We start from the raw sequence: 12,760 nt of genomic DNA on the forward strand, positions 1-12,760 counted from the left end.
AGGACACCGATCATGCCCTTGCTCGGCTGCATCGCCGACGACTTCACCGGAGCGACCGACCTCGCCTCCATGCTCGTGCGCAACGGCATGCGCACGGTCCAGCTCATCGGCGTGCCGGCAGAGGGCAGCACGGTCCCCGATGCGGATGCGATCGTCGTCGCGCTGAAGTCGCGCACGGCCCCGGTGGAACAGGCGGTCGCCGACAGCCTGGCGGCACTGGCATGGCTGCGCCACGCCGGTTGCCGGCAGTTCTTCTTCAAGTACTGCTCGACCTTCGACAGCACCGAGGACGGCAATATCGGGCCGGTGGGCGATGCGCTGATCGACGCCCTGGGCAGCGGCTTCGCGCTGGCCTGCCCGGCCTTCCCCACCAACGGCCGCACCGTCTACCAGGGGCATCTGTTCGTCGGCACGGCCCTGCTGAACGAGAGCGGCATGGAGAAGCATCCGCTCACGCCGATGACGGATGCCAACCTGGTGCGCGTGCTCGGCCGGCAGTCGCGCGGGACGGTCGGGCTGGTACCCTTCGCGATCGTCGAGCAAGGGGCGGCGGCGATCCGGCGCGCCATGACGGCGCTGAAGGAACAAGGACGGCGTTGGGCAATCGTCGATGCCGTGACCGATGCGCATCTGCGCGCAATCGGCGAAGCGGCGGCGGCGCATGCCCTTGTCACCGGCGGCTCCGGCGTGGCCCTCGGCCTGCCGGAGACCTTCCGCGCCCGCGGCCTGCTGGCGGCGATCGCCGATCCCGCTGCCCTGCCCACAGCCGACGGCGCGGCGGCGGTGGTCGCGGGATCCTGCTCGCGCACGACGCTGCTGCAGATCGGCATGGCGCGCGGGCAGGTGCCGACGCTTGAGCTTGATCCCCTGGCCACCCCGGACGCGGCCGCGCTGGTGCGGCAGGCCATGGACTGGGCGGCGACGAAACTGGGGGACCGGCCGGTGGTGATCGCCGCCTCCGCCCCGCCCGAGCGCGTGGCGGCGCTGCAGGCACGGCTTGGCCGCGATGCCGCCGGCGCGCTGGTCGAGCACGCGATCGCCGGCATCGCCCAGGGCCTGGTGGAGCGGGGCGTGCGCCGGCTGGTGGTAGCAGGCGGCGAGACCGCGGGCGCCGTGGTGACGCGGCTCGGTCTGCGGTCCCTGCGCATCGGGCCGGAGATCGACCCCGGCGTGCCCTGGACCTATGCCGAAGGCGGCGCGGTTCCCCTGCGGCTCGCCCTCAAGAGCGGCAATTTCGGTGCGCCCGATTTCTTCCTGAAGGCCTTCGCCCCGGCCGGGGAGCAGCCGGCATGAACGCGGAGGAAACCAGCGCGCTGCTGGTCGAGCTCGCCGCTTCGTTGTTCCGCCGCGGCTATTCGGTGGGCAGCGCCGGCAACATCAGTGCGCGCATCGACGACGGCTACCTGATCACCCCGACCAATTCCTCGCTCGGGCGGCTGCAGCCGGAGCGGATCGCGCGGCTGGATGCCGCCTTCCGGCATGTCGGGGGGGACAGGCCATCGAAGGAAGTGTTCATGCACCGCGCCTTCTACGAGGCGCGCGGAGCGGCCTGCGGGGCCGTGGTGCACCTGCACTCCACCATGGCCACCGCGGTGGCCTGCCTGCCCGACCTGGACGCCGCCACGGCCATTCCGCCGCTCACCCCCTACTTCGTCATGCGGGTCGGACGATCGCTGCCGCTGCTGCCGTATTACCGGCCCGGGGATGCGGCGATGGCGCCGGCCATCCGCGACGCTGCCCGCGCCGCGCCGGCGGTGCTGCTGGCCAACCATGGACCGGTGGTGTCCGGCAGGACGTTGCTGGACGCCGTGCATGCCGCGGAGGAACTGGAAGAAGCCGCCAGGCTGTTCCTGCTGCTGCGCGGCGCCTCGCCACGCCTGCTGACGCCGGCACAGGTGGACGAGTTGCTCGCCACCTTCGGCTGACGCCGCCCCACAGGGACGCAGGCGGCACGGCCCGGGCAGGCGGAAACAAAAGCAGGCAGAGACAAGAAAAGGCGCCCCGGGGCCGGGGCGCCTTTCATTCGCGTCATCCGCCGAGGGTCAGGAATTGGTGTCGGAGGGCGCCGGGCTTTCGACGGGCGGCGGGGCCGCGGCTTCGGCCTTCTTGCGGCGCGGCGCGCTGGCGCGCTTGGCGGCGGCCTTCTTCGGGGCTGCCTTCTTCGGCGCGGCTGCGCGGGTCGTGGCCTTCTTGGCCACCGCCTTCTTCGGCGCCGCCTTCTTCGGCGCGACCTTCTTCGGCGCCGCCTTCTTCGGGGCCGCCTTCTTCGGCGCGGCCGCGCGGGTCGTGGTCTTCTTGGCCACAGCCTTCTTCGCGACGGCCTTCTTCGGGGCGGTCTTGGTCGCCGACTTGGCGGCGGCCGCCTTCGTGGTGGCCTTCTTCGGCGCAGCCTTCTTCACCGCCTTCTTCGGGGCGGCCTTCTTGGCCGCGGCCTTCTTGGTGGCGGCCCGCACCGCCAGCGCCATTGCGCTCGGGCGGGTTTCTTTGACGTCGATGGTCACCTCGAGGAACTCCTTCATTGCCGTGGTGGGGGACGCCGGCGACCCGAACGACCGCTTGCGCAGCCGGTTCCGAACGCCCAGGCGCCGCTTGGCAGGACGGCGACGGACCGGAATATCCGCAAGTGCCCGGCATCCACGCTGCGACGCGATTGCGTCCGCCGCATGGCGACCTTGCATACGCCCCGGTGTACCGCCGGCTTCGATGCGCCCCCTTCGGTCGCGAGCACTGCCCATGCGGATGGCGTGCGCATCGATGCCTCCGGTACGTTCAGGGCACGTTTCTCTCCGGCATTGCGGCGCGTTCGGCTGCGCTCTGCACGGACTAGTCGACGGCCCATCGCCCGTACCTTCCCTGTCGCACGTGCCTGCCGAGTCTTGCTTGTCGGTTCGCGAATCGGTCAAGCGCGCGCTGATTCCGCTATCCGCGTCTCGCGCGCGCATGTCAATGAAAACCGACCGTTACTTGGCGCCACTGCTGAAAAAAAACATGCGCCACGACATCACTGCCGTGGCGCACGCAAGGAGAGCGCCTGCGCTATGCGTCTCAGCGCTGGGCGAGCGGCACGAACGGCACGTGATCCGGTCCCACATAATTCGCAGTCGGGCGGATGATCTTGCCGTCGAGGCGCTGCTCGATCACGTGCGCGCACCAGCCGGTGGTGCGCGAGATCACGAACAGCGGGGTGAACATCGCCGTCGGCACGCCAAGCTCGTGATAGGAGACCGCGCTGTACCAGTCGAGATTCGGGAACATGCGCTTCGCCTGCATCATCACCTGCTCGATGCGCTCGGCGACGGCGAACATCTTCACCGACCCGGAGGCTTCGGACAGGCGCCTGGCCACGCCCTTGATCACCTGGTTGCGCGGATCGGCGATCGTGTAGACGGGATGGCCGAAGCCGATGATGACCTCCTTCGCCTCCATGCGCCGGAGGATGTCCGCCTCGGCCTCGTCGGGAGAGGCGTAGCGCTTCTGGATTTCGAAGGAGAACTCGTTGGCGCCACCATGCTTGGGCCCGCGCAGCGCGCTGATGCCGCCGCAGACCGCCGAGTAGAGGTCGCTGCCCGTGCCCGCCACCACCCGGCAGGTAAAGGTGGAGGCGTTGAACTCATGCTCGGCATAGAGGTTCAGCGAGGTGTGCATCGCCCGCACCCAATCGGCCTGGGGCGGTGCCCCGTGCAGCAGGTGCAGGAAATGCCCGCCGATGCTGTCGTCGTCGGTCTCGACGTCGATCTCCCGGCCGTTGTGCGACCAGTGATACCAGTAGAGCAACATCGAGCCGAGGCAGGCGATCAGCCGGTCGGCGATGTCGCGGGAGCCCGGGACGTTGTGGTCCTCCTTCTCGGGCAGCACGCAGCCCAGCACGGAGACGCCGGTGCGCATCACATCCATCGGATGCGCCGAGGCGGGCAGCGTCCGCAGCGCGTCCTGCACCGCGGCCGGCAGGCCCCGCGCGGCCTTCAGCTTCTTCTTGTAGGCCCGCAGCTCGGCCACGTTGGGCAGCCAGCCATGGATCAGCAGATGGGCGATCTCCTCGAACTCGCACACCTCGGCGATATCGAGGATGTCGTAGCCACGGTAGCTCAGGTCGTTCCCGGTGCGCCCGACAGTGCACAACGCCGTGTTGCCGGCGGGCACGCCGGACAGCGCCACGGACTTCTTCGGCTTGGGGCCGGTGGTGATTGCCGTCTCGTTCATGCGTCTCCCTCCTTGGTCAGAAGATGCCCGGCTTGCCGGCATCGAGCGTGCCGGCCGGCAGGGCCACGTTCAGCAGATGCAGGTCACCCGCACCCAGCCGCGGCAGGTCTTGCACCACCTCGATGAAGCGGTTCGCCTCACGTGCGGAGATGATGCCATCGGTCAGGATGCGGAACTTGCGGATGTAGTCCTCGCGCCCGAACGGCCGGGCCCCGAGCGGGTGGGCGTTGGCCACGGCCAGCTCGTCCACCAGCCGGGTGCCGTCCTTCAGGAACACCTCCACACGACCGCCGAAGGCCAGTTCGTTGGGGTCCCTGGAGTGGTAACGGCGCGTCCACTCCGGGTCTTCCTTGGTCTCGATCCTGTGCCAGAGCTCGACCGTGTCCTTGCGGGCGGCCCGCTTCGGCGCGTAGCTGTCGACGTGGTGCCACCTGCCGTCCTGCAGCGCCACCGCAAAAATGTACATGATGGAGTGGTCCAGCGTCTCGCGGCTGGCCTTGGGATCCATCTTCTGCGGGTCGTTGGCACCGCTGCCGATCACGTAGTGGGTGTGGTGGCTGGTGTGCAGGACGATCTTCTCGATCATGCCCAGGTCCGGGATCTGCTCGCGCATCCGGAACGCCAGGTCGATCAGCGCCTGGCTCTGGTACTCGCCGCTGTGCTCCTTGGTGTAGCTGTCCAGGATGGCGCGCCTGGGTTCGCCCGGCTCGGGCAGCGGCACGGTGTAGACCGCCTCCGCCAGCCCCTTGTCGCGGGCGGTGCGCCCCGAGAGGATCCAGGCGATGACGGAATCCTCACCCTCGTAGATCGGGCTCGGCGCACCCTCGCCGCGCATCGCGCGATCGACCGCCTCGACGGCGAGCTTGCCGGCATGGGCGGGGGCGTAGGCCTTCCAGGAGCTGATCTCGCCCTTGCGCGACTGGCGGGTGGTGATGCTGACATGCAGCGCCTGCTGCACCGCCTGGTAGATCACCTCCTGCTTCAGGCCGAGCAGCGCGCCGATGCCGGCGGCCTGGGCGGGGCAAAGATGCGCGATGTGGTCGATCTTGTGCTCGTGCAGGCAGATCGCGCGCACCAGGTCGATGTGAATCTCGTAGCCGGTGGCGATGCCGCGCACCAGGTCCCTGCCCGACCGTCCCATCGCCTGGGCCACCGCCAGGATCGGCGGGATGTTGTCGGCCGGATGCGAATAGTCGGCGGCAAGGAAAGTGTCGTGCATGTCGAGCTCGCGCACCGCGGTGCCGTTCGCCCAGGCCGCCCATTCCGGGCTCACGCGCTTGCCTGAAGCCACGCCGAACACCGTGGCGCCATCCTTGCGAGGATGCCCCAGCGCCATGTCCCGGGCAGAGACGACGGGTCGGCGGTTGATGGCCGCGATCGCGACCGCGGCGTTGTCGATGACGCGGTTGATGATCATCTCGGCCACGTCCTTCTGGACCGCGACCTTGTCCACGGCGACGCCGGCGATCTTCCAGGCCAGCTGATCCTGACGCGCCAGCCTGTCCCTGGACGGGTACACCTTCACGTCGTGCAGCTTCATGCGTCACTCCTGTCGGGCAGCGCGGCGGGGAGACGCAGGGGCAAAGGCGTTCCGGTGCGCGCGGTCTAACGTGGGTTCCCGGGTGTCTCCGCGGGACGCGGCCCTTCGTAGTGTCCCGAGGTTGCAACGGCAAGCCGGCCGCGAATGCGTGCACGCAGGAATCTTTCGGCGGGCGCACACTATATAGATGTCGACAGCACCCCAACCCGCTTTACCGGGCAATGTCGTGATCCTGCGAGTCAGGGCCGTGCAACCATGCCCGGCAACACGGGACGGGCGACGGCCGTTTCCGTCCACCTCGCCACCTGGACGGCGTGACGATGACGATGCCGCCGGCAACCTGCGCGAAGCGGCGACACCCGCAAGATGATCGCTGCCTGCGCCAACCTTGCCGGACCCTGCCCGCGGCAAGCCGCAGCACGACGCACCGACCGCCGGAATGTCGCAGGCAACAGCCGGAGGACGTCATTGCACGGCGGATGTCGCCCCCTCGCTGGCGCACGCGAAGACGCAGCACGGGAGAAGTTCGGATTCGCCCTCTCCGGAAAAGCGAAGTTGCGCCGCGATGCCATGCTGGCGTCCCGCCGGAACCGATCGGAGAATCGCGTCGGCTGCGCAGGACCGGCGTTCACTCCTGCGCGAGAACGGCAGCGGAATATCGTCATGGTGTTGCGCCGACCGGACTGCACAGGCTGTGTCTGTGGCGTTCCCGCCGCATGACGGGCGGGAACGCCAGCCAGCCGGAGAGCGAACAGATGCATCGTGGATCGCGTGGTCCTGCGCGCGCCGGCATGCCGCGGCCCACAGGGTCGCTTCATCAGCAACAAGAACCGTGGCGTTTTCAGGATTCCGCATGACCGCATCATCCGATACGCACCGATACCGGACCACCGGAGGCGCGCCATCCGATGCAGCGACGGCCTGCATCGGTGACGATGGTCGTCGCGCCGCAATGCTCATGAAACCGATACAAGCCGCGCGGAAGCACCAGCTGCGCCGGCTGCTTCCCGGCCTCGTCCTGGCCCTGACAAGTTGCGCAGGCACCGCCGGCGACATCACCGATCTGCCCGAATCCGACAATCACCAGCTCACCGAGCCCGCCTCGCCGCTGCGCGGCGGCTCCGATGCCGCCAGCCGCGCGGCGCTGGACCGTGCCGCCACGTTCTGCCGCACGCGCGGACTTGCGCTGACGCCGGTTGGCGTGGTGGCAAACGGCTCGGCGATCCAGCAGGCGATCACCGGTCCCACCGCCATCACGCTGCGCTTCCGCTGCGAGCCGCAACAGTCCATGCAGATGAACATCGCCCACCCCGCCGCGCCCGCGGGTGCCGACCCGGCGGAAAAATAAGCCCGCCCCCCTGGGCGGCAGACGTGCCGATCGGTGCACATGATCATCATTTCCCGCGGGCGCCGGATGCGCGGCCGGCCCGGTCGTAATCCGTTACGCAGGCAGGCAGCCCCGCCCGTGGGAAAACCGTCGCATCGCCGCGCAAAGATGCGCCGTTGCGTCCGCGGACAGCGCCCCCGATGCCCCTCCGGTCAAGGCAGGAGCAACCTTGGCGCACTCTGTTTCGGGTTTCGGCCACCCTGGCGCCGGACGCCGCCGGCGCCAGGGTGGCCGCCCGGACCGATGCCGCACTGATCGCCCAGCGAACCGTTACCCTCGGAAGCGCCACATCCCGATCGCGGTGCCGCCGGCTCTTGCTGGCCGCCCCGTTCCCGATCAGGATACGCGACCTGTGGCAATGCTTGATCGCGTGCGCACGGGCGACCAAGTTAGCCGCAGTGAAGCAGGAAAGCCCCCCTGTTCGTGACGCCCCTCTCATGCCCACTGCCAGACGGCCTCCGAAACCCCCGTCCCCTGCCGATGCCCCCAAGCCCGAGCGCCGCCGTGCGCCCGCTGCCGGACGGGCGGTAGGCATGGCCCAGACCGCGCAGGCCCGGATCCCCCCCGCGGCACCCCGGCTGGTTCGCGTCACCCTCGACGGAGAGGCGCTCACCCGGCTCTCGCCGATCCTGGAAGCCGACCGCGCCCAGGCGGTGGCCGACCTGGAGGCCGAGAACCGCTTCGCCCCCAAGGGTGGCCAGGCGGCCCGCGATCCCGGGCCCTACGCCCTGCGCCTGTCGATCCAGGAAGGGCGGCTGGTCTTCGACATCCGCCGGACCGACGACAGCCCGCTGACCGCCATCGTGCTGGCGCTCGGCCCCTTCCGCAGCCTGATCAAGGATTACCAGCTGCTCGTCGACAGCCACATCATGGCCATCGAAGAAGGCCGCGAGGCCCGCATCCAGGCCATCGACATGGGACGCCGCGGATTGCACAACGAGGGCGCGCAGCTCATGGTCGAGCGGCTCGCGGGCAAGGTGGAGATGGATTTCGCCACCGCCCGGCGGCTGTTCACCCTGCTCTGCGTGCTGCACCAGCGCATCTGAAGGCACGAGAGACCCATGAAGATCGACGGCACCCCGTACCGCAGTGTCTGGGTGGACCCCGAGGACGGCTGGTCCGTCCGCATCTTCGACCAGACCAGGCTCCCCTGGCGGCTGGAGGTGCTTCGCCTCACCACGGTGGACGAGGCCGCCCACGCCATCCGCTCCATGCAGGTGCGCGGCGCCCCCCTGATCGGGGCTGTCGCCGCCTACGGCGTCTGCCTTGCCCTGCGCGCGGACGCCTCGACCGAGGCCATGGAACGCGACTGCGCCATGCTCGGGGAGACACGGCCAACCGCCATCAACCTGCGCTGGGCGATCGCGCGGATGCTGGCCCGGCTGCGCGACACCGCCCCCGCCGACCGGGTGGCCGCCGCCTACGCGGAAGCCGGCCGCATCGCCGACGAGGACGCCGCCCAGTGCGAGGCGATCGGGCGGCACGGCGTCGAGCTGATCGCGGCGAAGGCCGGCCAGGGCCGCCGCGTGAACGTGCTGACCCATTGCAACGCCGGCTGGCTCGCCACCGTCGACTGGGGCACCGCGCTGGCCCCCATCTATATGGCGCATGAACGCGGCATCGACCTGCATGTCTGGGTGGACGAGACCCGCCCGCGCAACCAGGGCGCGGCGCTCACCGCATGGGAGCTGCGCAGCCACGGCGTGCCGCACACCGTCGTCGCCGATAACGCCGGCGGCCACCTGATGCAGCACGGCGAGGTGGACCTGGTCATCGTCGGCACCGACCGGGTCACGCGCCAGGGCGACGTCGCCAACAAGATCGGCACCTATCTGAAGGCGCTGGCGGCACGCGACAACGACGTGCCGTTCTGGGTCGCCTGCCCGTCCTCGACGATCGACTGGACCGTCGCCGACGGCCTCGCGGAAATCCCGATCGAGGAACGCAGCGGCGCCGAAGTCACCGATGTCACCGGCCGCATGGCCGACGGCACCATCGCCACCGTCCGGGTCACGCCATCCGAGGCAGCCAACCCGGCTTTCGACGTGACCCCGGCCCGCCTGGTCACCGGGCTGATCACCGAACGGGGATGCTGCCCGGCAACCACCGATGGCTTGCTGTCGCTGTTTCCGGAACGGACGTAAGCAGGAAAAGGAAGGCGAGGGCTCCGCCCTCGACCCGGCAGGGGCCACATGGCCCCTGCACCCCATAAGCGCTGCGCGGCAGGAAAAGCCGGCGGCTACAGCACCTTCTTCACCACCTCCGCAAGCCGCTCGTAATCGGCGGAGTCGTTGTAGGCCTGGGCTGACAGGCGTAGCCACACAGCATCGCCGAGCACATGCACCGGCGCGTCAGTGCCGGCATCCAACAATGCCTCACGCAAGGCTGCGGCCCGCGCCATGCTGGCTTCGACGGGCAATCGCACCACCCCCATGGCCGCCATGAAGCCATCCCCGGCACCACGGGCCGCGCCGAACCGGGCCGCAAGCAACTCGGTCGCCTCGCAGGCAAGCGCGGCATTGCGCGCCATCAGCGCCTCGCCACCAAGCGCCGCATGGAAATCGATACCATCCGGCACGGCAAGCGCAGCACTGGGATCGCGCGTGCCCGTCCAGTCGAACTCGGCCAGGAAGCCCTGGCCATACCCATGCGAGATGGCGAGCGGATGCAGGCCCGCCTGGCGCCCGGACGCCGCCCAGAGAAACGCGGCGCCTTTCGGGGCGAACAGCCATTTGTGGCAATTGCCGGTGTACCAGTCCGCACCGAGCGCCGTCAGATCAAGCGGGACCTGGCCGGGAGCATGGGCGCCGTCCACCAGGACCGGCACCCCGTGGGCGTGGCACAGCGACACCATGGCCGCGACCGGCAATACCAGCGCACTGGCCGAGGTGATGTGATCGAGCACGGCCAGCCGCGTGCGCCCCGTCAGCGCCGCCGCCAGGGCCGCGAGCACCCCGGCTTCGGTCGGATCGGGAAATGGCAGTCGCGCCCTGACGACGCGCGCGCCGGCCGTGCGCGCAACATGATCGACCGCCTTGCCCACCGCGCCATAGACATGGTCGAGGACCACGATCTCGTCCATCGGCCGCAGCGGCACGGAACGCAACACCGCGTTGACGGCGGTGGTGGCGTTCTCGGTGAAGACGATGTCATCCGCCCGTGCCCCGAGGAAGCCGGCGAGACGGGCGGCGGCGTGGCGCAGCGCCCCCGGCAGGACCCGCGACATGAAGCGGGTCGGCTGTGCCTCCATGCGGGCGCGCCAATGATCCTGGGCGGCCAGCACCGCGCGCGGCGTGGCGCCGAAGGAACCGTGATTGACCGTGAGGAATCCGGGATCGAGCGCGAACGCCTCCCGGCACGCCGAACCGGGCGCAGGCGCGGTCATGTCAGATCCAGCGGCGCACGGCGCTGCGGTAGTCGCGATAGGCGTCGCCGAAGATCCGTTCCAGGTAGGCTTCCTCACGGGCAATCACGCCGAAGCGCAGGACCAGCACGGCGGGAATCAGCAGCAGCACGCCCCAGGCCAGGTCGAGCAGCACCGCGATCCCGAGGCTCAGCAGGATCAGGGCGAGGTAGATCGGATTGCGGCTGACAGCGAACGGCCCGCTGCGCACCAGGGCGGTGCTCGGGTGATACGGGTCGACATGGGTGCCGGCACGACGCATCGTCAGCACCGCCGCGCCGGCAAGGGCGAAGGCCAGCAGGATGGCGCCGCTCCCGATCCAGCCGGCCAGCGGCCGCGGCAGCGAGGGCACCGGCAGGACCAGGCCCAGCAGCCAGCCGCCCAGCAGCGCGGCGGCCATGATAAGAGGGGGCGGCGCGATGACGCCGGCCGTATCGGCACGCGAGGACATGGGTTTCTCCTGCCCGGGGTTTCCTGGCGATCCCGGCCGGACCGCTCACCAGGCGTCGAGCATCTCACGCGTCTCCTGCACGGCGATGCGCCAGATCGCCAGCATCTCCTCGTCGGCGCGCTGGGTGCGGCCACCGAAGCTGCCGTCCTCGAGCAGGGTGCGGACCTCGAAGGGCGGCAGCGTCCCCAGCCGGTCGAAATCGACCGTATCCTTGGCCTCGTCGGCGGGCGTGCTGTCCAGGCGGGTCCAGGGGAAGTTCTCGGCCCAGCTGCCATGGCTGCCGACGGGGTCGGTGGCCTGCAACTGGGCCAGGGTGCGCGGAGCCCGGCGCCAGTCGTGGAAGCGCACGCGACAGTCGGGATTGTCCATCATCCATTCCTGCGCCAGGCAGGACGCGGCGGCGTTGCCGATATGGCCGCTGACGATCAGGATGCGGCGGAAACCGGAGCGCTTGAGGCTGTCGAGCACGTCGCGCACCACCGCGCACAGCGTCTCCACCCGCAGCGTGATGCTGCCGGGGAAGGCCTGGAAATGCGGCGCGACCCCGAACGGCACCACCGGAAACACCGGCACGCCGAGCGGATCGGCCGCTTCGAAGGCAAGACGCTCGGACAGGATCGCATCCGTCAGCAGCGACAGGCCGGCATGCTGCTCGGTGCTGCCGAGGGGCAGGACGGCACGGTCGTCCTGCCGCACCCAGTCGTCGATCATCCGCCAGTCCATGTTGGCGACGCGCATTGGTGACCCCCCGTAAAGGCACCGTCACGCTGCCACAGAGCATCGGCTGCAGGGAAGGCCGCAGCCGCGCCGTCACCTCTCCCCGGTCAGCATGAGGTCGCAATTGGCCCGGCCGGCGATCAGGCAGTCCTCGATGGCGGCCTTGGTGGCGAGGCGCTGCACCACGAGCAGGCTGACCACCACGATGAGCAGGGCCACGGCCAGACCCGCGAGGCTGCTGGTCTGCCGGTCGGCTTCCTGCTGCTCCTCGTCCCGGTTGAACCCGAGTCGATCCGTGCCGGGCATTGCTGCCGTCCTGCTGTCCCCAACAGGGTTTTAGCGCGGGTCAGGGGGGACGAGGCAAGCCAGGGAGGCGCGAAATCGGACTGGTGCGGGTGCCGTTCGGGTGAGAGGCTGTCGGCATGCGCGCGGCCACCCAGCACCTGCGTTCCTGTGATCCGGCCATGGCCGGGCTGATCGAGCGCGTCGGGCGATGCCGCCTGACCGTGCAGAGGCGCCAGGAGCCCTACGAGGCGCTGGTCCGGGCGATCGCCTTCCAGCAGTTGCACGGCATGGCGGCGCGCAGCATCCTCGCCCGCTTCGTGGCGCTGTATCCCGACATGCCCTTCCCGACCCCGGCGATGGTGCTGGCCACCAGCGAGGCGACGCTGCGGGGCGTCGGCTTTTCCGCGGCGAAGATCGCCGCGATCCGTGACATCGCGGCCAAGGCCGAAGCGGGTGTCGTGCCGAACCGGCGCAGTGCCGTCCGGCTGAGCGACGCCGCGCTGATCGAACGCCTGACCACGATCCGCGGCGTCGGGCGCTGGACCGTGGAGATGCTGCTGATCTTCACGCTCGGGCGGCCGGATGTGCTGCCGGTGGACGATTACGGCGTGCGCGACGGCTACCGCGTGCTGCACGGGCTGGCGGAGGCGCCGAAGCCGAAGGCGCTGGCGGCGATCGGGGAAAGCTGGGCACCGTTCCGCAGCTTTGCCGCCTGGTACCTGTGGCGGGCCTCGGACGCGGCGAAGGGCCGGCCGGTCACGACGTGAGCGGGACGGT

General features: G+C 69.9%; 13 protein-coding genes. 6 read left to right on the forward strand and 7 right to left on the reverse strand.

Annotated features, from left to right (window positions below; genetic code table 11):
* Window positions 1–12: 12 nt before the first annotated feature.
* Together otnK and otnC are read left to right on the forward strand one after the other, a co-directional pair.
* Window positions 13–1,293: a 3-oxo-tetronate kinase gene (gene otnK / locus NBY65_RS05265; protein ID WP_150038571.1), complete on the forward strand. Its 1,281-nt coding sequence runs from the start codon at window positions 13–15 to the stop codon at window positions 1,291–1,293.
* Window positions 1,290–1,925, forward strand: a complete 636-nt coding sequence (otnC, locus tag NBY65_RS05270; RefSeq protein WP_150038569.1) for a 3-oxo-tetronate 4-phosphate decarboxylase — start codon at window positions 1,290–1,292, stop codon at window positions 1,923–1,925. Before otnK ends, otnC begins: the two co-directional genes overlap by 4 nt.
* A 117-nt stretch (window positions 1,926–2,042) precedes the next feature.
* Here the strand turns inward: otnC and NBY65_RS05275 are convergent, their stop codons facing one another.
* The 3 genes from NBY65_RS05275 to NBY65_RS05285 form a co-directional block, all read right to left on the reverse strand.
* A complete protein-coding gene (locus tag NBY65_RS05275; RefSeq protein ID WP_203330334.1) occupies window positions 2,043–2,501 on the reverse strand; it encodes a hypothetical protein in 459 nt (152 codons plus the stop codon).
* 544 nt (window positions 2,502–3,045) lie between these two features.
* Complete coding sequence (gene prpC / locus NBY65_RS05280) at window positions 3,046–4,200, reverse strand: bifunctional 2-methylcitrate synthase/citrate synthase (protein ID WP_150038567.1); 1,155 nt, start codon at window positions 4,198–4,200, stop codon at window positions 3,046–3,048.
* A 16-nt stretch (window positions 4,201–4,216) separates the two neighbouring features.
* Window positions 4,217–5,740: an MmgE/PrpD family protein gene (locus NBY65_RS05285; protein ID WP_150038565.1), complete on the reverse strand. Its 1,524-nt coding sequence runs from the start codon at window positions 5,738–5,740 to the stop codon at window positions 4,217–4,219.
* A gap of 853 nt (window positions 5,741–6,593) precedes the next feature.
* Between NBY65_RS05285 and NBY65_RS05290 the strand changes: the two genes are divergently transcribed.
* From NBY65_RS05290 to mtnA, 3 genes are all read left to right on the forward strand, one after another.
* Window positions 6,594–7,088 carry a hypothetical protein gene (locus tag NBY65_RS05290; RefSeq protein WP_150038562.1) on the forward strand — a complete coding sequence of 165 codons (495 nt, stop codon included), beginning with the start codon at window positions 6,594–6,596 and terminating at the stop codon, window positions 7,086–7,088.
* A gap of 572 nt (window positions 7,089–7,660) precedes the next feature.
* Window positions 7,661–8,173 carry a UPF0262 family protein gene (locus tag NBY65_RS05295; RefSeq protein WP_150038560.1) on the forward strand — a complete coding sequence of 171 codons (513 nt, stop codon included), beginning with the start codon at window positions 7,661–7,663 and terminating at the stop codon, window positions 8,171–8,173.
* Between the two features lie 15 nt (window positions 8,174–8,188).
* Complete coding sequence (gene mtnA / locus NBY65_RS05300; protein WP_150038558.1) at window positions 8,189–9,271, forward strand: S-methyl-5-thioribose-1-phosphate isomerase; 1,083 nt, start codon at window positions 8,189–8,191, stop codon at window positions 9,269–9,271.
* 95 nt (window positions 9,272–9,366) lie between these two features.
* On the opposite strand, the gene NBY65_RS05305 is transcribed toward mtnA, so the two are convergent.
* The 4 genes from NBY65_RS05305 to NBY65_RS05320 form a co-directional block, all read right to left on the reverse strand.
* Window positions 9,367–10,512 (reverse strand): aminotransferase class V-fold PLP-dependent enzyme, encoded by a 1,146-nt coding sequence (locus NBY65_RS05305; RefSeq protein WP_150038556.1) that lies wholly within the window; start codon window positions 10,510–10,512, stop codon window positions 9,367–9,369.
* 1 nt (window position 10,513) lies between these two features.
* On the reverse strand, window positions 10,514–10,981 hold the full coding sequence (locus NBY65_RS05310) for a methyltransferase family protein (protein WP_150038554.1): 468 nt from the start codon (window positions 10,979–10,981) through the stop codon (window positions 10,514–10,516).
* Between the two features lie 45 nt (window positions 10,982–11,026).
* Window positions 11,027–11,719: a creatininase family protein gene (locus tag NBY65_RS05315; protein ID WP_150038552.1), complete on the reverse strand. Its 693-nt coding sequence runs from the start codon at window positions 11,717–11,719 to the stop codon at window positions 11,027–11,029.
* Window positions 11,720–11,791: 72 nt separating this feature from the next.
* Window positions 11,792–12,004, reverse strand: coding sequence for a hypothetical protein (locus tag NBY65_RS05320; protein ID WP_150038550.1), 213 nt, complete (start codon window positions 12,002–12,004; stop codon window positions 11,792–11,794).
* Between the two features lie 116 nt (window positions 12,005–12,120).
* Here NBY65_RS05320 and NBY65_RS05325 point away from each other — a divergent pair, with 116 nt between their 5' ends.
* Window positions 12,121–12,750 (forward strand): DNA-3-methyladenine glycosylase family protein, encoded by a 630-nt coding sequence (locus NBY65_RS05325; protein ID WP_150038548.1) that lies wholly within the window; start codon window positions 12,121–12,123, stop codon window positions 12,748–12,750.
* The last annotated feature ends 10 nt before the right edge of the window (window positions 12,751–12,760 follow it).

Origin of the sequence: Rhodovastum atsumiense (genome assembly GCF_937425535.1) — a bacterium.
GTDB classification, from domain to species: Bacteria; Pseudomonadota; Alphaproteobacteria; order Acetobacterales; family Acetobacteraceae; genus Rhodovastum; species Rhodovastum atsumiense.